Origin of the sequence: Streptomyces sp. ID05-26A, assembly GCF_033794685.1 — a bacterium.
In the GTDB taxonomy this organism is placed as follows: Bacteria; Actinomycetota; Actinomycetes; order Mycobacteriales; family Pseudonocardiaceae; genus Lentzea.
This window is the reverse complement of sequence record NZ_JARAYZ010000002.1, coordinates 1,721,924-1,742,856: the sequence shown is the minus strand read 5'-3', so window position 1 is coordinate 1,742,856 and position 20,933 is coordinate 1,721,924. Positions and strand designations below refer to the sequence as shown.

The following is a 20,933-nucleotide window of genomic DNA, read 5'->3' as shown; positions in this document are numbered from 1 at the left end:
GAAGATCGTGAGCGCTCTCGTGCGTCCGACCTGGGTATTGACCTGAGAAGTGGTCTATGCCACTTTCTAACTCACCCGTCGAGACCTGACCAATTGGTCACATCCCAGCGAGAGGTGAGTCGTGTCGCGCTCCGCTGCCTTACTCGTCCTGGCGCTCACGCTGTCCGCCTGCGGTTCGTCCGCGGGCGGCGGTGAGAAGCAGGAGATCACCGTGTGGCTCATGAAGGACACGGCCACCGAGGAGTTCGTGTCGAAGTTCGAGGCCGAGTTCGAGAAGGACCACTCGAACCTCGATCTGAAGATCCAGATCCAGGAGTGGAACGGCATCACGCAGAAGGTGACCAGTGCTCTGGCCAGCACCGATCCGCCCGACGTGATCGAGGTCGGCAACACCCAGGTCGCGCAGTACGTGGCCAGCAAGGGCGTCACGGACCTGTCCGGCAAGAAGTCCGAACTGCAGGGCGACGACTGGATCCCGGGCCTGAGCGAGCCGGGCGCGGTCGACGGCAAGCAGTTCGGGATCCCGTTCTACGCGGCCAACCGGGTCGTGATCTACCGCAAGGACCTCTTCGAGGCCGCGCAGGTCACGCCGCCCAAGACGCGTGCGGAGTGGCTCGCCGCCACGGCCAAGCTCGACCAGGGTGACCAGCAGGGCATCTACCTGCCCGGGCAGAACTGGTACACGCTGTCCGGGTTCGTCTGGGACGAGGGCGGCGACCTCGCCGAGCAGGACGGCGACCGGTGGAAGGGCTCGCTGAACACGCCGGAGGCGTTGGCGGGCATGGACTTCTACAAGCAGCTGCAGGCGCTCGGCGACGGCCCGAAGGACTCCGACGAGGCCAAGCCGCAGCAGACGGACGTGGTCGCGGGCGGCAAGGTCGCGCAGTTCATCGCGGTGCCCGGCGCGGCGAAGCTCGTGGAGAAGGCCAATCCGGAACTGGCCGGCAAGATCGGTTTCTTCCCGATCCCCGGCAAGACCGCGGACAAGCCCGGAGCGGTGTTCACCGGCGGGTCCGACCTGATCGTCCCGCTGGCGTCGAGCAGGCAGGACGGCGCGTACGAGGTCGTCAAGGCGCTCGCCGGTGAGAAGTGGCAGGTCGAGCTCGCGAAGGCGATGAACTACGTGCCGAACCGCAAGTCGCTCGCCCAGGCGGTGGGCGGCGACCCCGGCACGGCGGCGATGGCGGCCGGCGCGGCCAACGGGTTCGCCACCCCGAACTCGCCGAACTGGGCTGCGGTCGAGGCCCGCAACCCGATCAAGGAGTTCCAGACCGCGGTCCTCACCGGTGCCGACCCGAAGACGGCGGCGGCGAAGGCCGACGACGTGATCACCACGGCCCTCAACTCCGGCAAATGACCCTCCTCGCCGAGAGGCCGGTGCAGGAGACTGCACCGGCCCCGCCGAAGCGCCGCAAACGATCGATCCTGCCGTACGTCCTGATCGCCCCCACGCTGCTCACCACCGCGTACCTGCTGCTGTACCCGCTGGTGCGCAACGTGATCATCTCGCTGCAGGAGTTCGGGCTGCCGCAGCTCGTGCGCGGCGACGCGAAATTCGTCGGGCTCGCGAACTACGCGAAGGTGTTGTCCGACCCCGAGTTCTGGGCGGTGGTCCGCCGGACGCTCCTGTTCACCGCGATCAACGTCGTGCTGATCATGGTGCTGTCCACCCTGGTCGCGCTGCTGCTCGTGCGGCTCGGCAAGTGGTTGCGGTTCCTCGTGATGGGCGGGCTCGTGCTCACCTGGGCCACGCCGATCATCGCGGCGACCACGGTGTTCCAGTGGCTCTTCCAGTCCCGGCTCGGCGTCGTGAACTGGGCGCTGGTCGCGCTCGGTTTCGAGGAGTACCGCGACTACACGTGGTTCGCGGACGGCGAGGCGACGTTCGGCATCCTCGTGACGCTGATCGTCTGGCAGTCGATCCCGTTCGCCGCGCTGTCGCTGTACGCGGCGATGATCACCGTGCCGCAGGAGCTCTACGAGGCCGCGCGCATCGACGGCGCCGGCGCGTGGCGGGTGTTCACCACCATCACGTTCCCCGTGCTGCGGGCCATGTTCGGGCTGATCACGTGCCTGGAGGTGATCTGGGTCGTCAAGTCGTTCGTGCAGATCTGGGTGATCAGCCAGGGCGGTCCGGGTCAGGCCACGACGACGCTGCCGGTCTACGCCTTCCAGGTCGCGCAGTCGTTGCAGCGCTACGACCTCGGTGCGGCCGTGTCGATGCTCATGGTCGTGCTGCTCGTGCTCGCGCTGCTGGCGTACTTCCGCCAGCTCTACCGGCAGGAGGAGGAAGCGTGATCGGCCGGATCTCCCGCACCACGGCGGCACTTCTGATCTTCGCCGTGTCCGTGTTCCCCGTCTACTGGATGGTGCTCACGGCGTTCAAGCCCACCAAGGACATCCAGAGCGCCACACCGACGTTCCTGCCGATCCCGATCACGTTCGACCACTTCGGCACGGCGATCGCGGCGAAGGGGTTCTTCTCGTTCTGGCGCAACAGCCTGCTGGTGGCGGGAGGGGCGGTCGTCCTCGCGCTGCTCGTCGCCCTGCTGGCGGCGTTCGCGATCGCCCGCCTGCAGTGGAAGGGTCGCAGGGGGTTCGTGCTGATGGTGTTCGTGGCGCAGATGACGCCGTGGGAGGCGCTGCTCATCCCGATCTACGTGATCGCCCGCGACACCGGCATGCTCGACACGCTCTGGATCCTCACACTCGTCTACTTCATGATGACGCTGCCGTTCACCATCGTGACGCTGCGCGGGTTCCTCGCGGCCATCCCGGTGGACCTGGAGGAGGCGGCGCAGGTCGACGGCTGCACACGCGGGCAGGCGTTCCGCAAGGTCGTGTTCCCGCTGCTCGCGCCGGGCCTGCTGGCGACCTCGCTGTTCGGGTTCATCACCGCGTGGAACGAGTTCGCCTTCGCCAACGTGCTGATCATCAAGGACCAGGACGACCGCACGCTGCCGGTCTGGCTGTCCTCGTTCAACAACACCTTCGGCACCGACTGGGGGGCCACCATGGCCGCGTCGACGCTGTTCATGCTGCCCGTGCTGCTGATCTTCATCGTGCTGCAGGGGCGGGTCACCACCGGCATCGTCGGAGGGGCGGTGAAAGGATGATCGTCCCGCTCCCGACCAGGATCGTGCGCCGCAGCAAGGGGTTCACGCTGGACAGCGACACGAGCGTGCGGGTCACGCCCGGCGCCGAACCCGCGGCCAAACTCCTGCGCACACTGCTGCGACCGGCCACGGGACTCCCGTTGCCGATCGCGGACCACGGTCAGATCCTCATCGCGCTCGACGCCAAGCTCGTCGGACTCGGCGCGGAGGGCTACGCCCTGACCGTCAACGAACACGGCGTCCTGCTGCGCGCGGCCACCAGGCAGGGCCTGGCGCACGGGGTCCAGTCGATCCGCCAGCTCCTGCCGGCCGAGGCGCTTCGGACGTCCAGGGTGTCCGATGTGGACTGGACGCTGCCCGGCGTGGACGTCCGCGACCTGCCCAGGCTGCCGTGGCGCGGGTTCATGCTCGACGTCGCCCGGCACTTCCAGCCGGTGCACGTGGTCCGCCGGTTCATCGACCTGATGGCGTTCCACAAGCTCAACGTCCTGCACCTGCACCTGACCGACGACCAGGGCTGGCGCATGCCCGTGCCGGCGCACCCGCTGCTGACCTCGGTCGGCGGCTGGCGCACCGAGACCAACGGCGACGGAGTCCCGCACGGCGGCACCTACACGCGCGGCGAACTGGAAGGGCTGGTCGCTTTCGCCGCCGAGCGCGGCATCCGGGTCATGCCGGAGATCGAGATGCCCGGCCACGCCCGCGCCGCGCTGGCCGCCTACCCTGATCTGGCCGCCTACCCTGATCTGGCCGCCTACCCCGACCTCGGCGTCGCCCCGGAACCGCTGCCCGTCTGGACCCGCTGGGGCATCAGCGATGCCGCGTTCGGCCTGCACGCCATGGGGTTCGTGCGCGAGGTGCTGGACGAGGTGCTGGAGGTGTTCCCCGGCGAGCACGTCCACCTCGGTGGTGACGAGTGCCTGCTGCCGGAGGACGTGCACGGCCAGTTCCTCCGCCAGGCGAGCAGGTACCTGCTCGACCGGGGCCGCGTCCCGGCCGCCTGGGAACCGACCGGCGACACCCGCGCGGTCGTCATGCCGTGGAAGGACGAGACCCAGGCGGCGAAAGCGCTCGAGCGCGGCCAGCCGGTCGTGATGACCCCGCACACCTCCACCTACCTCGACTACCCGCAGTCGGACGCCCCGCACGAACCACCCGGCCAGCCCGGGTACGTCGTCACCACCCGCGACGTCTACCACGTGCCGCTGCCCGACGGCGTGCTCGGCGCCCAGTGCCAGCTGTGGACCGAGCACGTGCGTTCGAAGGACCACCTGGAATACCTGGCGTTTCCCCGTCTCGCCGCGCTGGCCGACACCCTCTGGTCCCAGCGCCCCGAGTGGGAGGGCTTCACCACCAGGATGCGCCTCCACTCGGAAAGGCTCGCCGCCCTGTCCGTCCCTGCCGAAATGAGGAGAGAACGTTGCGAGCACTCCTAGCCGCGTCCTGCGCGGCCCTGGCGGTGGCCGCACTGGCCGTCGCACCGAACGCGTTCGCCGCCGACGCGATCACCGCCCAGTACCGGACCAGCGCGTCCGGTGCGACCACCGACCAGGCCGAACCGTGGTTCAAGCTGGTCAACTCGGGCACCACCAGCGTGCCGCTGTCCGACGTGAAGATCCGCTACTACTTCAAGGCCGACACACCGGACGTGGGCTACCGGTTCGCCTGCTCGTGGGCCGTACGCGGCTGCGGCAACGTGACCGGCCAGTTCGGCACGCTGACGGGCGGCCCGGCCGACCGCTACCTGGAGGTCGGCTTCACCTCCGGCGCGGGCACGATCAACCCCGGCGCCGACTCCGGTGACCTGCAACTCCGCTTCTACCGCACCAACTGGGGCCCCATCACCCAGTCGGACGACTACTCGTTCCGCGCCGACAGCACCTACTCGGCGTCGACCAAGGTGACCGTCCACCGCGGCAGCACGCTGCTGTGGGGCACCCCGCCCGGCGGCAGCCCGCCCACCACCACGACGACCAGCTCCACGCCGCCGAACCCCAACGGCCCCAAGCTGTTCGACGACTTCGCCTACACCAGCTCCAGTGACTCGCGGATCAGTCAGCGCGGCTGGACCGTGCGTTCGGGCGGGGGCGGCCCCGGTGTTCCCGGCGCCGAGTGGGACGCGTCGCGCGTGACGTTCCCGACCGTCGAAGGCCAGAAGGTCATGCGCCTCGACTCGTGGAACAACGGCTCCGCGGCCAAGCAGACGGAGATGTTCCACCAGCGCAAGTTCTTCGAGGGCACCTACGCGTCCAGGGTGAAGTTCAGCGACGCGCCGGTCTTCGGTCCGGACGGTGACCACGTCGTGCAGACGTTCTTCACCATCACCCCGCTCGACGCACCGATGGCCCCGAACTACGGGGAGATCGACTTCGAGTACCTGCCCAACGGAGGCTGGGGCGAGCAGGGCAACATCATGTACGAGACCACCTGGGAGACCTACCAGAACGAACCGTGGGTCGCCGACAACATCCACAACTCCCAGCGCCAGAGCTACAACGGCTGGCACGACCTGGTCTTCCAGGTCGCCAACGGCCGGGTGAAGTACTACATCGACGGTGCGCTCGTCGCCGACCACGGCGACAAGTACTACCCGGAGACGCCGATGTCGATCAACTTCAACCTGTGGTTCATCTCGGGCGGCCTGCAGGGCAGCAGCGCCGAGCGCGCGTACCAGCAGGAGGTCGACTACGTGTACTTCGCCAAGGACCAGGTGCTGAGCCCGGCCCAGGTGAAGACGGCGGTGCAGGACTACCGCAACGCGGGGGTCACGCACACCGACAACGTGTGACGCGTGGGGCGCCCCGGGTCTCCCGGGGCGCCCCACGAGCGTTCACCGACCCCGACGGCGGAGTTTGAACCCTGGCGCGCGGTGCCGATCCAAGAGCCGGATCGCCGGGGTTCCGGCGCTGGGGGAAGGGGCGTGCATCGTGGGGCGACGCTGGAGGTTCGCGTTGACCGTTCTCGGCCTCGTGCTGCTCGGGTTCGCGGCGGGCGCCGTCATCGGGGCGCTCGGGATCGACCCGCGGTGGGGCTACCTGGTCATCGCGATTCTGACGATCATCGCGGTGCCGCCACTGGTCAGGTGGCGGTCACGGTCTCGCAGCTGATCCTCTCGCCGGGTTTGCCGGTCGAGGTCGCCAGCTCCTTGATCCCGTCGAGCAGGATGCGGCACTTCAGCACCTCGTCGCCCTTGGGCGTGGCGGAGACCTGTGCCTTCTCGCCCGCGTTGACCACGACCTCGATCTGCCACGGCAGCGGCTTCTCGGTGCTGACGGTCTGCGGGGTCTGCTTGCGGTAGCGGGTGGGCGACTCCGTGTACGTCACCTCGACGAGCGACTTGGCCGGTTCGGCCGACACCTCGTAGGTGATGGCCCAGGCCTTGCCGGTCAGCGTCGTCCAGCCGCCGTAGTGGTTCACCAGGGCGACGGTGCCACCGCCGACCACGGCCAGCACGGCGAGGACGACCAAGAGCGTCTTCATAGGACAGACGGTAGGGGTGGACCTCGTGCACCGGCATCGTTCGGTGGTGTGACTCGCGGGTCATCCCGCGGGACCACCTACTTGAGCAGCAGGCGGACCGTGAGTTCGAGGCGGTTCGCGACGTCCGTCGCGGTGGCGCGGCGGGTGACCCAGGCGACCAGGTTCGACAGCCACACGTCGCCGATCACGCGGGCGATGGCCTTCTGCTCGTCCGTCGGCGCCTCGTCGCTCATCGCCTTCGTGAACATGCTCTCCATCAGCAGCGAGACCTTGTCGATCTCGGCGCCGGCGGAGGCGTCCGCGAAGGTGAACGCGCGGGTCATCGCCTCGGTGAGGTGCGGGTTGCGCTGCAGGCCGCGGGTGATGCGGCCGAGCACGAACAGCAGACGCTCGTAGGGGCTGTCGCCGGGGACGGTGGTGCGGTCCATCTTCTCCTGGGCGCGCTCCAGTTCCACGGCGAGGCTCGACACGAGCAGGTGGACCTTCGAGGGGAAGTAGCGGTACAACGTGCCCAGCGCGACGTCCGCCCGGTCCGCCACCGCGCGCATCTGGACGGCGTCGAACCCGCCCTTGGACGCCAGCGCGATGGTCGCGTCGACGATCCGCTTGCGACGCTCGCGCTGGGCGGTCGAGCTGAGCTCGTCGCCCGCCATGAGCGCGTCCGTGCGCGACTTCGAAGGTGACACGGAGATGATCCTCCTGAAACGTGTTGCAGCTGCCGTCGCATCATACTCGATCGGTTTGGCGGCCATGATCTGTTGTCAGAAATAGAACACGTTCTATAAACTTCTTCACGTCCTGTGAGGAGGCCGCATGCCGATCGCCACGACCGGGGAGCACCGCGCGCTGCGCGACAGCGTGGACGCCGCCAAGGGGGAGTGGGGCGACCTCGTCAGGGTCGGGTTCTTCGAGGTGACGCGGGAGGGCGGCACCGTCGTCGATCTCGCCGTGATGCTGGAGCGGGCGGCCGAGAACCTGGTGCCGGGGCCGTTGCTGCCCACCGCGCTGGTGTCGGCGCTGCGCCCCGATTTCGACGGGATCGCCGGGTTCGGGTTCTCGTCCCACCACGTGGTCGGTGCGGCCGAGGCGACGCACCTGTTGCTCAAGACGGACAGTTGGATGCTCGTACCGGTCGCGCAGGCTTCGGTGACGCCCCTTGAAGCCGTGGACCACTCACGTTCGCTGGCGAAGGTCGAGGTGACCGCGCCGGGGGAGACCGTGGGCGACCCGACCGACCTCGCGGTGACGTTGATGGCCGCCGAGGCGAGCGGGGTGGCCGCGTGGTGCCTGAACACGGCCGTGGAGTACGCGAAACAGCGGCAGCAGTTCGGGCGTGTCATCGGCTCCTTCCAGGCTATGAAGCACCTCTGTGTGGAGATGCTGTGCCGCGCGGAGCAGGCGTCGTCGGTCGCGTGGGACGCGGCGCGGACGGTCGGCGAGGACGAACACCCGCTGGCGGCGGCGGTCGCGGCCGCGGTGGCGTTCGACGCGGCCGTGCGCAACGCCAAGGACTGCATCCAGGTGCTCGGCGGCATCGGCTTCACCTGGGAGCACGACGCCCATCGCTATCTGCGCCGGGCGTTGGCATTGCAGCAACTCGCGGGCGGTGTCGCGTTCTGGCGCCGGCGGGTCGCCGAACTGGCGCTGGCCGGGGTGCGCCGGTCCTACGACGTCGAGGTCGAGCGGGACCCCGAGGTGCAGGCGTTCGCGGAGGAGATCGCCGGACTCGACCCGGCCGGTCAGCGCGAACGGCTGGCGGGCAGCGGGTTCCTGGTGCCGCACTGGCCGAAGCCGTACGGCCAGGACGCCGGCCAGGCCAGGCAGATGGTCATCGACGGCGAGTTCGCCCGAGCCGGGGTACGGCGGCCGGACCTGATCATCGGCGGCTGGGCGGGACCGACGATCCTCCGGCACGGCACGCCCGAGCAGCAGGAACGGTTCGTGCCGCCGACGTTGAGCGGCGAACTGACCTGGTGCCAGCTCTTCAGCGAACCCGAGGCAGGCTCGGACCTGGCCTCGTTGCGCACCAAGGCCGTCCGCGCCGACGGCGGCTGGAAGCTCACCGGGCAGAAGGTCTGGACGTCGCTCGCGCACCAGGCCGACTGGGCGATCTGCCTGGCCCGCACCGACTCCAGCGTGCCGAAGCACAAGGGCATCACGTACTTCCTGGTCGACATGCGGTCACCCGGCGTCGACGTGCGGCCGCTGCGGGAGATCACCGGCGACGCGCGGTTCAACGAGGTGTTCCTGGACGACGTGTTCGTGCCGGACGACTGCGTGGTCGGCGCGGTGAACGACGGCTGGCGGCTGGCCCGCACGACGCTGGCCAACGAACGCGTCGCGATGGGCTCGGCGCTCGGCGAACCGCTGGAGAACGTCCTCAGGTCACCGGCTGCCCCTGAGCACGCCGAACGGCTGGGGGCGTTGGTGGCGCAGGGCCTGGCGGTGTCCGTGCTGGACCTGCGGGCGAGCCTGCGGGTGCTGAGCGGGCAGGAACCGGGCGCGGAGTCGAGCGTGCGCAAGCTCGCCGGGGTGCGGCAGCGGCAGGAGGTCGCCGAGTTCGCGGTCGAACTGCTCGGGCCTGACGCCGCCGTCGAGGGAGAACTGATCCACGAGTTCCTGCTGACCCGGTGCCTGAGCATCGCGGGCGGGACCACGCAGGTGTTGATGAACCTGGCAGGCGAGCGAATTCTCGGTCTACCCAGGGAAATCTGACGCAGTGAGCCCTAATGGATTTCCAGCTCGACGAGACCAGCGGGAGTTGCCGCGAAATTAGGAGCCCTAATGGATTTCCAGCTCGACGAGACCCAGCAGGAGATCGCCGCCCTGGCGGCCGACGTGCTGGGCAGGGAGAGCGACACCCCCTGGAAGGCGTTGGGGGAGGCGGGGTTGCTGGCCCTGGCCGTTCCGGAACGGCTCGGCGGTGACGGGCTCGGCGTGCTGGAGACGGCCGTGCTGCTCACCGAGGTGGGACGGCGGGCGGTCGACGTACCGGCGCTGGCCACTCTCGCGCTGGGCGTGCTGCCGATCGCCACGTACGGGACCGAGGCACAACAGGACGCCTTGCTGCCGTTGGTGACCGAGCAGCATGGAGTGCTCACGGCGGCGCTGAGCGAGCCGTCCAGGCCACTGCCTCGCCAGCCTGGAACAAGAGCCGGAGAGGACGGCATCTTCGGCACGAAGATCAACGTGCCGTTCGCGGCCGAGGCCCAGCGGATCCTGGTCAGCACGAGCGACGGGGTCTTCGTCGTCGACCCGGCGCAACCCGGTGTGTCCATTTCGGATGGAACCGTGACGTTCGACGGCGCTCGAGGTGAACTCCTCGAAGGAGCGGCCGAGGGCCTCACGAGGTTCGCCCTGGCCGGAGCCTGCGCGATGGCGGACGGCGTGCTCGCCGGAGCGCTCGACCTCACCGTCAAGCACGTCGGCACCCGTCACCAGTTCGGCAAACCGCTGGCCACCTTCCAGATCGCGGCCGGCCTGGTCGCGGACGTCTACATCGCCTCCCGCACCCTGCACCTGGCCGCGCTCACCGCCGCCTGGAGCCTCGACGACAACGACCTCGACACCGCGGCCTACTGGCTCGCGGCGGAAGCGCTGCCGGCCGTGCACACCTGTCACCACCTGCACGGCGGCCTCGGGCTCGACATCACGTACCCCATGCACCGCTACTACGGCATGGCCAAGGAGCTGACGCGGTTCGTCGGCGGAGTGGAGCACCGCTTGGGGGCCATCGATGTTCATTGACCTCACGGCAGAACAGCGGAAACTGCGCGACGAGCTGCGTGAGTACTTCGCGACGGTCATGTCCGACGCCGAACGCGAGGCCATGCTCACCGAACGGCACGGCGCCACCTACCGCGAGCTGGTCAGACGGCTCGGGCGCGACGGCAGGCTCGGCGTCGGGTGGCCGAAGGAGTACGGCGGGCTGGGGTTCGGGCCGGTCGAGCAGCAGATCTTCGTCAACGAGGCCGCCCGCGCGGACGTCCCGCTGCCGTACGTCACGCTGCAGACCGTCGGTCCGACGCTGCAGTCGTACGGAACTCAGGAGCAGAAGGACTTCTTCCTGCCGAAGATCCTCAGCGGCGACCTGCACTTCGCCATCGGCTACACCGAACCGGACGCCGGGACGGACCTGGCGGCGTTGCGCACCAAGGCCGTTCGCGAAGACGACCACTACGTCGTCAACGGGCAGAAGACGTTCACGACCGGTGGCCACGACGCGGACTACGTGTGGCTGGCCTGCCGCACCGGAGCCCCGGAGTCGCGGCACAAGGGCATCACGATCCTGATCGTCGACACCACCGATCCCGGCTACTCGTGGACGCCGATCATCACCTGCGACGGCGCCCATCACGTGAACGCCACCTACTACAACGACGTCCGGGTACCCGAAGCCCGCCGGGTCGGCGAGGAGGACAAGGGCTGGCGGCTCATCACCACGCAGCTCAACCACGAGCGCGTGATGCTCGGCCCGTCCGGCCGCCTCGGCGCGCTGGTCGAGCGAGTGCACGGCTGGGCAGCGGAACGTCAGCTCCTGGAGGAACCGGACGTGCGCCGGGCGTTCGCCGAGGCGCGGGCGGTCCACCGCGTGAACGAACTGCTGAACTGGCAGGTCGCGAGCGGTGAGGTCGAGGTCGCGGACGCCAGTGCCACCAAGGTGTTCGCCGCCGACCGCACCCAGCACATCGGCCGGCTGATGGAAGAGCTCGTCGGACGGCATGGCGCGCCCCAGGAACTCGTGAAGTGGCTGGACGTGCAGGCGCGGCGCAACCTCGTGCTGACGTTCGGCGGGGGAGTGCAGGAGATCCAGCGCGAGCTGATCGCGAACATCGGGCTCGGACTACCGCGGGTGGTGCGATGATCGACATCGAGAAGGAGGCCGCCCGCGTCGCCGAACAGGGCGAGAGCGCGCCGCGGCTGGCACGGGACCCGGTCAACCTGCCGATGATCAACAACTGGCTGGAGGCCATCGGCGACGAGCACCCCGGCTACACCGAGGTCGCGCCGCCCGCGATGGTCCAGGTGTGGACGATGGGCGGACTGCACGGCCAGCGCACCCTCGACGACCCGCTCGGGCAGATGATGTCCATCCTCGACGAGGCCGGGTACACCTCCGTGGTCGCCACCAACAGCGACCAGACCTACCACCGGTACCTGAAGCTCGGTGAGCAGCTCTCGGTGACGACGAGCCTGGAGGACGTGACCGGGCCGAAGAGGACCGGGCTGGGCGAGGGGTGGTTCGTCACGACACGCAGCACGTGGTGGGTCGGCGACGAGGCCGTCGCCGAGATGCGGTTCCGGGTGCTGAAGTTCAAGCCCGCGCAGAAGCCCGAACCGCAGGAGGAAACCCCGAAACCTCAGGCGATCCGGCCCTCGGTCAACCGCGACACCGAGTACTTCTGGGAGGGCACCCGGCAGGGCGAGCTCCGGATCCAGCGTTGCGGCGGGTGCGGGTTGCTGAGGCATCCACCCGGCCCGATGTGCCCGGAATGCGGTGCCACCAAACCGAAGTACCTCGTCTCGGAGGGGTACGGCGTGATCTACAGCTACGTCGTGCACCACCACCCGCAGGTGCCGGGCAAGCAGACCCCGTTCGTCATCGCCCTGGTCGAACTCGACGAGGGCGTGCGGATGCTGGGCGAGTTCGACGGCGAGCCCGTTGTCGGGCAACGGGTCGAGGTCGTGTTCACCAAGGTCGACGACGAGCTGACGATGCCGAGCTGGAGGCCCCGTGCGAATCGGTGATTCCCTGCCGGAGTGGCACGTGGAGGCCACCCCGACGTTCGTGATCAGCACCGCGCTGGCCACCCGCGACTTCCAGGACGTCCACCACGACCGCGACCTCGCGATCCAGCGCGGGTCGAAGGACATCTTCGTCAACATCCTCACCACGACCGGCCTGGTGCAGCGCTACGTCACGGACTGGGCAGGCCCGGAGGCGTTGGTGCGGCAGGTGAACATCAAGCTCGGCGCGCCCTGCTTCGCCTACGACACGCTGAAGTTCTTCGGTCAGGTCGTCGAACGCGAGCAGCAGGATCTCACCATCGAGGTCGTCGGCCGGACCGCGCACGGTGACCACGTCACCGGGACCGTGAAGATCGAGGTGCCCGCGTGAACGCCGCGATCGTCGGCATCGGCGCGACCGACTTCTCCAAGGACTCGGGCCGCAGTGAACTCCAGCTCGCCGCCGAGGCCGTCAGGGCCGCGCTGGAGGACGCCGGGCTCGAACCGTCCGATGTGGACGGCCTGGTCAGCTTCACCATGGACACCAACGCCGAGATCGCGGTCGCCCGTGAGCTGGGCATCCCGGAGCTGACGTTCTTCAGCCGCGTCCACTACGGCGGCGGGGCGGCGTGCGCGACGGTGCAGCAGGCCGCGATGGCCGTCGAGACCGGCGCGGCGAAGGTCGTCGTCTGCTACCGGGCCTTCAACGAACGGTCCGGGCACCGGTTCGGGCAGGTCCAGACGGCGGCCGCGGCCAACATCGACAACAGCTGGTCGTACCCCATGGGGCTGGGCACACCGGCAGCGATGGTCGCCATGTTCGCCCGCCGGTACATGCACGAGTACGGCGCCACGTCCGAGGACTTCGGCCGGATCGCGGTGATCGACCGCAAGCACGCCGCCACGAACCCGCACGCGTGGTTCCACAACCGGCCGATCACCCTGGACGACCACCAGTCGTCGCGCTGGATCGCCGAACCGCTCCGGCTCCTCGACTGCTGTCAGGAGAGCGACGGCGGAGTCGCGCTCGTGGTCACGTCGCGGGAACGAGCCCGTGACCTGCCGAACAAGCCCGCGCACGTCAGGGCGGCGACCCAGGGCAGCAGCGTCGACCAGTTCACGATGACCAGTTACTACCGCGACGACCTGACCCGCCTCCCCGAGATGGGCGTGGTGGCGCGCGGCCTGTGGGAGAAGTCGGGCATCGGTCCGGACGACGTCGACGTGGCCGTGCTCTACGACCACTTCACGCCGTTCGTCCTGGTGCAGTTGGAGGAGCTGGGGTTCTGCGGCAGGGGCGAGGCCAAGGACTTCGTCGCGTCCGGTGCGCTCGAACTGGACGGCGAGCTGCCGCTCAACCCGCACGGCGGCCAGCTCGGCGAGGCCTACCTGCACGGCATGAACGGCATCGCCGAGGGAGTGCGTCAGATCCGCGGCACCGCGGTGAACCAGGTCGGCGGCGTCGAGCACGTCCTGGTCACCGCCGGCACAGGCGTCCCGACCAGCGGCCTGGTCCTAGGTCAGGGTTAGGACGGCGTCAGCGAGAACGGGACGGTCCCCGGCGAACGTGGTCAGCACGAGCCGGGGCCCGTCCCGCCACACCCGCGTCGTCAGCGTCTCGCCGGGGAACACCACGCCCGCGAACTTCACCCCGAACGACGCCACCTGCTCCGGTCCGTCCAGCACGGCGTCGATCACCGCCCGGCACACCACCCCGTACGTGCACAGCCCGTGCAGGATCGGTGCGTCGAAGCCCGCCCTGACAGCGAACTCGGGATCGGCGTGCAGCGGGTTCCGGTCACCGCACAGCCGGTAGAGGTAGGCCTGTTGCGGCAGAGTCGGAGTCTCGATCACGAAGTCCGGTTCCCGTGACGGCACCTCGACCTTGCCCGAGGGTCCGCGATCACCGCCGAACCCGCCCTCGCCGCGGGCGAAGATGCTGGACCTGGTCGTGAACAACGCGGTCCCGTCCGGTGTCACGGCGGTCGCCTCCTGCACGATCACCGCGGCCTTGCCCTTGTCCCACACGTCCGCGATCCGCGTCCGCAACACGGCCTCGCCCGCGGCCGGCAGAGGCGCGTGCACGGCGATCTCCTGCGTGCCGTGCAACACCCGCGCCAGGTCGATGTCGACACCGGGGAACGACACGACCGGGGCGGCGGTCTCGTGGAACCGGGGCGCGACGACACCGAACGTCGGCAGCACCCGGAGGCCCCGCTCGTAGACGTATCGGAGTTCGGTCGCGCCGAGGGCCAGGTGGTAGAGCAGCACGTCGGACTCGGTCCAGGAGAACTTGACCTCGGGGAGTTCCGCCCCGACGGCGACGGCGGGATCGATCGGCATCAGGCGCCCCTCACTCGTAGCTGATCTTCACGGTGTCCGTGACCGGAACCGACTGGCACGCCAGCACGATGCCCTCGGCGATGTCCTCGGAGTCGAGCACGTCGTTGTTGAGCATCTTGACCTCGCCCTCGACCAGCCGGCACGCGCACGCGCTGCACGCACCCTCGCGGCACGAGTACGGCGCGTCGAGTCCCTTCTCCAGCAACAGGTCGAGCAGCTTCGTCCGTGCGGGCCACGGGAACCGGTGCCGCTCGCCGTCCAGCGAGACCTCGACCACCGCGTCCGGCCGGTCGTCGACGACCGGCACTTCGGCGGAGAACGGATCACTCGACAGCGAGACGAACTTCTCGACGTGCACGACCGGAACGTCGTGCAGCGCCTTGCGAGCCGCCTCCATGAACGGCGCGGGCCCGCACACGAACGCCTCGTCACAGGGTCGGACGAACGCCCGCAGGCCGTGCGGCAGGCCCTGCACCGATTCCAGCCAGTGCACGACGGTCAGCCGGCCGGGGTGTGCGCGGGCCAAGGAGTCCAGTTCGGCAGCGAAGATCACCGAGGACTCGTCCCGGTTGGCGTAGAAGAGGAACACCTGCCCGGACCCGCCGGACAGCACCGCCCTGATGATCGACATGACCGGCGTGATCCCGCTGCCCGCCGCGAAGGCGAGAAGTGATCCGTCGAGCGAGGACGGCGTGAAGACCCCGGCCGGTGCCAGCACGTCCAGGTCCATGCCTGCCCGCAGTTCGGAACACATCCACAGCGACCCGTACCCGTCGGGCGTGCGCTTGACGGTGATCTTCAACGGCTCGCCCGGCGCGCTGGACAGCGAGTAGCAGCGGGCCACCTCGCCCGCCCGCACGGTCAGGAACTGGCCCGGCCGTGGCGAGAAGTCCGCCCCCGACAGCACGAACGAACGCGCGTCGGCGGTCTCCTCGATCACGGCGTCGACCCGGAGCCGGTGCACCTCAGCCATCGGCGACCTCCAGGAACCCCTCGCGCACGGCCTTCTCGATGCTGTCGCGCAACCGCAGGCACGTCGGCACCAGAGCCGCCCGCGCACCGCACAGCTCAGGGCAGTCCCGGGTGTCCGAAAGCCACTGCACCGACGTGTGCTGCGGGCTGTTCTTCTTGACCAGCACCCGGTTCCCGCAGTCGCACCCGACGGGAACCATCCCGCCTGCGAGGAACTCGTCGCGCTCGCTCACGTCGCCTGCTCCTGAGGCGCCGGTTGCTGCTTGGCGAGGTTCTCGGCGACCTCCTTCTCCCACACCTCGATCGCCCTGCTCGTGTCGACCTCGAACTCGAAGCGCCGCACCATGTCGTCGGACACGTCCTCGACGTCCACGTAGAACTGCTCGTACCAGCGACGGAGCTGGTAGACCGGCCCGTCCTCCTCGCACAGCAACGGGTTGTCGACGCGCGACTTGTTCTGCCAGATCTCCACGTCCTGCAGGAACCCGACGCCGATGCCTCGCGCGAACTTCCGCGCGATCTTGTCGGCGTGGACGTCGTCCACACCGGGCAGCTTCTTCACGATCGCGCCCCACTGGAGCTTGAACGACGTCGGCGAGATCGGGTAGTGGCAGTTGATCAGCACGGTCTCGATCTCGAGGCCCTTGTAGTCGTTCCACAGGTAGTCGATCATGTACGACGGCCCGTAGTAGGCGGCCTCCGAACGCACTTCGACGTCACCGGTGTAGTTCGAGCCCATCGCCACGTCCGGACGGCCGCGCGTCGTCAAGTACTGCGAGGCGACGTGGCCCTCCATCACGTTCTTGAAGTACGTCGGGAACGCGAAGTGGATGTAGAAGAAGTGGGCCATGTCGACGACGTTGTCGATGATCTCGCGGCAGTTCGCGTTGTCGATCACGACCGAGTCCCAGGTCCAGTTGCTCCACTCGTCGCTGAACGCCGACTCGATGCGCGGGATGGTGATGTGCTCGGGCGGCGGGTTGCCCTGTGGGTCGTTCCACACGAAGAGCTGCTTGTTCTCCTCCATGGTGATCCACGAGCGGGTGCGCGCCCGCAGCGGAACCCGCTTGGCGTAGGGGATGTCGACGCACTTGCCGTTGCCCGCCCAGCGCCAGTCGTGGAACGGGCACGCGATGGTGTTGCCCTTGATCGTGCCCTGGGTGAGGTCCCCGCCCATGTGCCGGCAGTACCCGTCCAGCACGTTGATCTCGCCGTCCTCCGAGGCGAACACCACGAGCTTCGTGCCGAACGCCTCGATGGCGTGGGGTTTGCCGTCGCGGAAGCTGCTCGCGAGGCCGAGGCAGTGCCAGCCGCGCGCGAACCGGGCCGGCGGGGCGCCCGCGTCGATCGTCCGCACACCGTCCTGCGTCATCGGTTTCCTCCAGAGATGTCGAGGCCGGCGAGGTATCCGAACGTCATCGCCGGTCCGAGGGTGGCGCCCGCGCCCGCGTAGGTGTGGCCCATGACCGAGGCGCTGGTGTTGCCCGCCGCGTACAGGCCCTCGATCACCGAACCGTCCTCACGCAGCACGCGAGCGTGGGTGTCGGTGCGCAGGCCGCCTTTGGTGCCGAGATCGCCGGGCACGATCTTGACCGCGTAGAACGGGCCGGTGGTCAGCGGCGCGAGGTTGGGGTTCGGCTTGGTGCGCGGATCGCCGTAGTAGCGGTCGTACGCGCTGTCGCCGCGGTGGAAGTCGGCGTCCTTGCCGTCGACCGCGAGCGTGTTGAACCGCCGGACGGTGTCGATCAGTTCCGGCAGGTCGGCCTCCTGGGCGAGTTCCTCCAGGCTGGGCGCGGTGAGGATCGAGTCCTTCCAGCGCCGGGGGAGCGGGCGGCGCGGCGGGATGCCGCAGAACGGGTAGCGGCTGCGGTAGGAGTGGTCGAAGACGAGCCAGGTGTCGCCGGTCATCGCGTTGACCACGTCGATGTAGGGCGCGGCCTCGTTGACGAACCGGCGCCCGGTCTTGTCGACCAGCACGCAGCCGGGCAGCGACCGTTCGGCGAGCAGGAAGAACGGGCCGCGCGGCAACGGGACCGAAGGGCCCCACCACGCGTCGTCCATCAGCCCGACGGCGGCTCCGGCGCGTTGACCGGCCTCGATGCCGTCGCCGGTGTTGGCCTTCGCGCCGACTGTCCACTCCGTACCGATGTTCTGGTGCTGCTTGCGCATCCGCTCGTTGTTCTCGAACCCGCCGGACGCCAGCACGACGTGCTTCGCCAGGATGACCTTCTCGCCCACGAGAACGCCTGCGACGCGGCCGTTCTCGTGGTGCAGGTCGGTCATCGCGGTGCCGAGCCTGATCTCGACGTTCAATGCCTTGAGGCCCGCTCTGAGCCCGGCCGTCAGCGCCTGGCCCATGGTCAGGCGGCGGCCCGGCAGGAACCGGCGGGCGAAGACCTTGGCGGCGGTGACGATGCCGCGCGGGTGGCGGCCGATCAGCGTCAGCCACCTGTAGTCGGTCTGGGTGATCACGATGCCCGCGGGTGTCGGCACGTACGGCGGTTCGAGGTCCTTGATCTCGTCCCCGAGCAGCGTCGTGGTGAACGGCAACGGCTCGACCGAGCGGCCGCGCGGCTGTCCGCCGGGCGCCTCCGGGTAGTAGTCGGAGTAGTCGCGGACCCAGCGGAACTTCAACGGCGTGTGGGCGACCACGAACGCCAGCATCGCCGGTCCGGCGTCCAGGAACGCCTTCCGCAACTCCGCCGGGACCTCCGGCGCGATGTGCGCCAGGTACTCGCTGGCCCGCTCTGGTGAGTCGGCCACGCCGTTGGCGGCGACCACGGCGTTGTTCGGCACCCAGATGCCGCCACCCGACCGCGCGGTCGACCCGCCGTAGTGCTCGGCCTTCTCGATGATCAAGGTCCGCAGGCCGTTTCGAGCGGTGCAGAGCGCGGCTGTCATACCCGCCGCGCCGCTGCCGACGACGATCACGTCGTACATCGCACCTCCCCGGAGCTCAGACTAGAACAGGTTATAGTTCTGAGGCGGTTTGGCGCTATGGTGTAGGAGTTCCAGGCAAGTCGACTCACCAAGAACCTGTTTCTGACCAAGAACCTGTTCCAGGAGGGTTGCGTGGAGGTCACCGCTGACGTGGTCGTCATCGGCTTCGGCGCGGCCGGCGCGTGCGCCGCCGTCGAGGCCGCGACGGCCGGCGCGTCCGTGGTGGTGCTGGACCGGTTCGCCGGCGGTGGCGCGACCGCGTTGTCCGGCGGTGTCGTCTACGCGGGCGGCGGGACGCGGCAGCAGGTGGAGGCCGGCGTTACCGACTCGGTCGACGCGATGTACTGCTACCTGCGGCACGAGGTCCAGGACGCGGTGTCCCCGGCGACCCTGCGGCGGTTCTGCGAGGACAGCGCCGGGATGCTGGCGTGGCTGGAGGACCAGGGCGTCCCGTTCGACGCCCGCGTGTCGCCGTTCAAGACCTCGTACCCGACCGACGACTACTACCTGTACCTGTCCGGCAGTGAGGACGCCTGGCCCGACCCGGCGCCGCGCGGGCATCGGACCAGGGCGAAAGGCACGTCGGGCAAGGCTTTCTTCACCCGTCTGGCCGAGGCCACCCGACGTGCGGGCGTGCGGGTGATGCCGCAGACCCGCGCGCTGGAACTCGTTCTCGAGGACGGCCGGGTGACGGGGGTGCGGTGCCGGACGCTCACCGGGTTGCCGCGGGTGCTGCACGCGGTGTTGTCCAAGGCGGGCGCCAAACCGTGGCTGTACTACCCGCCGCTGGGGAAGAAGCTGTTCGGGCTGGCGGCGCGGCTCGAACGATTCGGCCGGCCGCTGGTGGTCACCGCCGGGCAGGGCGTGATCATCGCGGCCGGCGGCTTCATCGCCGATCGGGCGCTGGTGCACGAACACGCTCCGGCTCATCGCGGCGGCCTCGCGCTGGGCACGCCCGGCGACGACGGCGGCGGGATCAGGCTCGGTGTCGCCGCGGGCGGGAAGACCGCGCGGATGGACAGGATCTCGGTGTGGCGGTTCGTCACGCCGCCCAGCGCGTTGCAGCGCGGTGTCCTGGTCGACTCGGCCGGGCAGCGGTTCGGCGACGCCACTCTCTACGGCGCGGCCAACGGGAGTGAGATCGTGCGGCGCGGCGGCAAGGCGTGGCTGCTGATCGACGACGAGATCCTCCAGGTCGCGCGTGCGCAGGTGAAGACGCAGACCGCGCCGTTCCAGCGCTGGCAGGTCCGCTATCTGCTCGGACGCGGCCTGGTCACGGCCCCGACGATCGAGGAAGTGGCCGCCAAGGCCGGAATCGCGGCGCCCGAACCGTTCGGGACGCCGCCCTACTCGTTGATCAACGTGTCGGTGCGCGCGGGATTCGGCTACCCGTGCCCGATGCTCACGCTCGGGGGCCTCGTCGTGGACGAGGACACCGGTCAGGTGCAGGGGGTTCCCGGCCTGTACGCGGCCGGCCGGTCGGCGGTCGGGGTGTGCTCGGAGTCCTACGTCAGCGGCCTCGCGCTCGCCGACTGCGTCTTCTCGGGCCGTCGCGCGGGGCACCACGTCGCGAAGGAGGCCAGGTGCTGACGATCCAGACCAGGGAGGCGGCCGCCGCGCTGCTGCGCACGGCGGAACACGACCGCGTACCGATCAAACCGCTGGTGGAGCTGTATCCCGAGATCGACGTGGTCGACGCCTACGAGATCCAGTTGCTCAACATCCGCCACCGCAACCGTGACGTCATCGGCCACAAGGTCGGGCTCTCGTCGTTGGCGATGCAGCAGATGATGGGTGTCGACGAGCCCGACTACGGCCACCTGCTCGACGACATGCAGCTGACCGGGACCGCCGACGCGTCGGCGTACCTGTACCCGCGGGTCGAGGTGGAGATCGCGTTCCTGCTGGCCCGCGACCTGCCCGGTGAGGGATGCACGGTCGAGGACGTGCTGGAGGCCACCGAGTTCGTCGCGCCGGCCATCGAGCTGATCGACAGCAGGATCGAGAACTGGCGGATCGGCCTGCAGGACACCATCGCGGACAACGCGTCGTCGGCCGGGTTCATGCTCGGGTCCGAGCGGGTGCGTCCGTCCGAACTGGACATCGGCGCCGTCGCGGCCACGTTGCGGCGCAACGGCGAGCTGGTCGCCGAGGGACGTGGTGACGCCGTGCTGGGTGATCCGGCGATCGCGGTGGCGTGGCTCGCGGCCAAAGTGGCGGGCTTCGGCGTCCGGTTGCTCGCGGGCGACATCGTGCTGCCCGGATCGTGCACGCGTGCCATCGACGCCAGGCCTGGCGACGAGTTCCACGCCGAGTTCGCCGGACTCGGCTCGGTAGACCTCAAGTTCGAATAGG

21 protein-coding genes are annotated in these 20,933 nt (G+C 69.2%); 14 read left to right on the top strand and 7 right to left on the bottom strand.

Annotated features, from left to right (window positions below; all coding sequences use genetic code 11):
- The first annotated feature begins 121 nt into the window (after nt 1–121).
- The 6 genes from PV646_RS23630 (at nt 122) to PV646_RS23605 (ending at nt 6,223) form a co-directional block, all read left to right on the top strand.
- A complete protein-coding gene (locus tag PV646_RS23630) occupies nt 122–1,357 on the top strand; it encodes an extracellular solute-binding protein (RefSeq protein ID WP_500344356.1) in 1,236 nt (411 codons plus the stop codon).
- Nucleotides 1,354–2,298 carry a carbohydrate ABC transporter permease gene (locus tag PV646_RS23625; protein ID WP_500344355.1) on the top strand — a complete coding sequence of 315 codons (945 nt, stop codon included), beginning with the start codon at nt 1,354–1,356 and terminating at the stop codon, nt 2,296–2,298. Before PV646_RS23630 ends, PV646_RS23625 begins: the two co-directional genes overlap by 4 nt.
- 68 nt (nt 2,299–2,366) lie before the next feature.
- Entirely contained in the window at nt 2,367–3,116 is a 750-nt protein-coding gene (locus PV646_RS23620; protein WP_500345070.1) for a carbohydrate ABC transporter permease, read from the top strand.
- Nucleotides 3,113–4,552, top strand: a complete 1,440-nt coding sequence (locus PV646_RS23615; protein WP_500344354.1) for a beta-N-acetylhexosaminidase — start codon at nt 3,113–3,115, stop codon at nt 4,550–4,552. The genes PV646_RS23620 and PV646_RS23615 overlap by 4 nt, the downstream gene beginning before the upstream one ends.
- Nucleotides 4,537–5,904 carry a cellulose binding domain-containing protein gene (locus PV646_RS23610; RefSeq protein WP_500344353.1) on the top strand — a complete coding sequence of 456 codons (1,368 nt, stop codon included), beginning with the start codon at nt 4,537–4,539 and terminating at the stop codon, nt 5,902–5,904. Before PV646_RS23615 ends, PV646_RS23610 begins: the two co-directional genes overlap by 16 nt.
- 139 nt (nt 5,905–6,043) lie before the next feature.
- Nucleotides 6,044–6,223, top strand: coding sequence for a hypothetical protein (locus PV646_RS23605; protein ID WP_500344352.1), 180 nt, complete (start codon nt 6,044–6,046; stop codon nt 6,221–6,223).
- Here PV646_RS23605 and PV646_RS23600 read toward each other — a convergent pair.
- Both PV646_RS23600 and kstR read right to left on the bottom strand, forming a co-directional pair.
- The gene (locus PV646_RS23600; protein ID WP_500344351.1) at nt 6,195–6,596 is read right to left on the bottom strand and encodes a hypothetical protein; all 402 of its coding nucleotides are present in this window, start codon (nt 6,594–6,596) and stop codon (nt 6,195–6,197) included. The two genes, PV646_RS23605 and PV646_RS23600, sit on opposite strands and share 29 nt — an antisense overlap.
- Nucleotides 6,597–6,673: 77 nt before the next feature.
- Nucleotides 6,674–7,282: a cholesterol catabolism transcriptional regulator KstR gene (gene kstR / locus PV646_RS23595; RefSeq protein ID WP_500344350.1), complete on the bottom strand. Its 609-nt coding sequence runs from the start codon at nt 7,280–7,282 to the stop codon at nt 6,674–6,676.
- Nucleotides 7,283–7,409: 127 nt separating this feature from the next.
- On the opposite strand from kstR, the gene PV646_RS23590 reads away from it, so the two are divergent.
- The 6 genes from PV646_RS23590 (at nt 7,410) to PV646_RS23565 (ending at nt 13,853) form a co-directional block, all read left to right on the top strand.
- Nucleotides 7,410–9,311 carry an acyl-CoA dehydrogenase family protein gene (locus tag PV646_RS23590; RefSeq protein ID WP_500344349.1) on the top strand — a complete coding sequence of 634 codons (1,902 nt, stop codon included), beginning with the start codon at nt 7,410–7,412 and terminating at the stop codon, nt 9,309–9,311.
- A gap of 69 nt (nt 9,312–9,380) precedes the next feature.
- Entirely contained in the window at nt 9,381–10,343 is a 963-nt protein-coding gene (locus PV646_RS23585) for an acyl-CoA dehydrogenase family protein (protein ID WP_500344348.1), read from the top strand.
- The gene (locus tag PV646_RS23580; protein ID WP_500344347.1) at nt 10,333–11,460 is read left to right on the top strand and encodes an acyl-CoA dehydrogenase family protein; all 1,128 of its coding nucleotides are present in this window, start codon (nt 10,333–10,335) and stop codon (nt 11,458–11,460) included. Before PV646_RS23585 ends, PV646_RS23580 begins: the two co-directional genes overlap by 11 nt.
- A complete protein-coding gene (locus PV646_RS23575; RefSeq protein WP_500344346.1) occupies nt 11,457–12,344 on the top strand; it encodes a Zn-ribbon domain-containing OB-fold protein in 888 nt (295 codons plus the stop codon). Before PV646_RS23580 ends, PV646_RS23575 begins: the two co-directional genes overlap by 4 nt.
- Nucleotides 12,331–12,714, top strand: a complete 384-nt coding sequence (locus PV646_RS23570; protein WP_500344345.1) for a MaoC family dehydratase — start codon at nt 12,331–12,333, stop codon at nt 12,712–12,714. The genes PV646_RS23575 and PV646_RS23570 overlap by 14 nt, the downstream gene beginning before the upstream one ends.
- Complete coding sequence (locus tag PV646_RS23565; protein WP_500344344.1) at nt 12,711–13,853, top strand: lipid-transfer protein; 1,143 nt, start codon at nt 12,711–12,713, stop codon at nt 13,851–13,853. The genes PV646_RS23570 and PV646_RS23565 overlap by 4 nt, the downstream gene beginning before the upstream one ends.
- Here the strand turns inward: PV646_RS23565 and chsH3 are convergent.
- The 5 genes from chsH3 to PV646_RS23540 are packed head-to-tail and all read right to left on the bottom strand — an operon-like array spanning nt 13,839 to nt 18,578.
- On the bottom strand, nt 13,839–14,666 hold the full coding sequence (gene chsH3, locus PV646_RS23560; RefSeq protein ID WP_500344343.1) for an enoyl-CoA hydratase ChsH3: 828 nt from the start codon (nt 14,664–14,666) through the stop codon (nt 13,839–13,841). The two genes, PV646_RS23565 and chsH3, sit on opposite strands and share 15 nt — an antisense overlap.
- Nucleotides 14,667–14,676: 10 nt before the next feature.
- Nucleotides 14,677–15,639, bottom strand: coding sequence for a 2Fe-2S iron-sulfur cluster-binding protein (locus PV646_RS23555; protein ID WP_500344342.1), 963 nt, complete (start codon nt 15,637–15,639; stop codon nt 14,677–14,679).
- Nucleotides 15,632–15,871 (bottom strand): hypothetical protein, encoded by a 240-nt coding sequence (locus PV646_RS23550; protein WP_500344341.1) that lies wholly within the window; start codon nt 15,869–15,871, stop codon nt 15,632–15,634. The genes PV646_RS23555 and PV646_RS23550 overlap by 8 nt, the downstream gene beginning before the upstream one ends.
- Nucleotides 15,868–17,010 (bottom strand): 3-ketosteroid-9-alpha-monooxygenase, oxygenase component, encoded by a 1,143-nt coding sequence (locus PV646_RS23545; RefSeq protein WP_500344340.1) that lies wholly within the window; start codon nt 17,008–17,010, stop codon nt 15,868–15,870. The genes PV646_RS23550 and PV646_RS23545 overlap by 4 nt, the downstream gene beginning before the upstream one ends.
- The gene (locus PV646_RS23540; protein WP_500344339.1) at nt 17,007–18,578 is read right to left on the bottom strand and encodes an FAD-dependent oxidoreductase; all 1,572 of its coding nucleotides are present in this window, start codon (nt 18,576–18,578) and stop codon (nt 17,007–17,009) included. Before PV646_RS23540 ends, PV646_RS23545 begins: the two co-directional genes overlap by 4 nt.
- Nucleotides 18,579–18,710: 132 nt before the next feature.
- On the opposite strand from PV646_RS23540, the gene PV646_RS23535 reads away from it, so the two are divergent.
- Nucleotides 18,711–20,168, top strand: coding sequence for an FAD-binding protein (locus PV646_RS23535; RefSeq protein WP_500344338.1), 1,458 nt, complete (start codon nt 18,711–18,713; stop codon nt 20,166–20,168).
- Entirely contained in the window at nt 20,162–20,932 is a 771-nt protein-coding gene (locus tag PV646_RS23530) for a 2-keto-4-pentenoate hydratase (RefSeq protein ID WP_500344337.1), read from the top strand. The genes PV646_RS23535 and PV646_RS23530 overlap by 7 nt, the downstream gene beginning before the upstream one ends.
- Nucleotide 20,933 lies beyond the last annotated feature (1 nt).

Bases quoted from the DNA above. Each gene is read 5' to 3' on its own strand.
- PV646_RS23625 (WP_500344355.1), top strand. From the start codon at position 1,354: ATGACCCTCCTCGCCGAGAGGCCGGTGCAGGAGACTGCACCGGCCCCG.
- PV646_RS23620 (WP_500345070.1), top strand. From the start codon at position 2,367: ATGGTGCTCACGGCGTTCAAGCCCACCAAGGACATCCAGAGCGCCACA.
- PV646_RS23615 (WP_500344354.1), top strand. From the start codon at position 3,113: ATGATCGTCCCGCTCCCGACCAGGATCGTGCGCCGCAGCAAGGGGTTC.
- PV646_RS23600 (WP_500344351.1), bottom strand. From the start codon at position 6,596: ATGAAGACGCTCTTGGTCGTCCTCGCCGTGCTGGCCGTGGTCGGCGGT.
- PV646_RS23590 (WP_500344349.1), top strand. From the start codon at position 7,410: ATGCCGATCGCCACGACCGGGGAGCACCGCGCGCTGCGCGACAGCGTG.
- PV646_RS23585 (WP_500344348.1), top strand. From the start codon at position 9,381: ATGGATTTCCAGCTCGACGAGACCCAGCAGGAGATCGCCGCCCTGGCG.
- PV646_RS23580 (WP_500344347.1), top strand. From the start codon at position 10,333: ATGTTCATTGACCTCACGGCAGAACAGCGGAAACTGCGCGACGAGCTG.
- PV646_RS23575 (WP_500344346.1), top strand. From the start codon at position 11,457: ATGATCGACATCGAGAAGGAGGCCGCCCGCGTCGCCGAACAGGGCGAG.
- chsH3 (WP_500344343.1), bottom strand. From the start codon at position 14,666: ATGCCGATCGATCCCGCCGTCGCCGTCGGGGCGGAACTCCCCGAGGTC.
- PV646_RS23555 (WP_500344342.1), bottom strand. From the start codon at position 15,639: ATGGCTGAGGTGCACCGGCTCCGGGTCGACGCCGTGATCGAGGAGACC.
- PV646_RS23545 (WP_500344340.1), bottom strand. From the start codon at position 17,010: ATGACGCAGGACGGTGTGCGGACGATCGACGCGGGCGCCCCGCCGGCC.
- PV646_RS23540 (WP_500344339.1), bottom strand. From the start codon at position 18,578: ATGTACGACGTGATCGTCGTCGGCAGCGGCGCGGCGGGTATGACAGCC.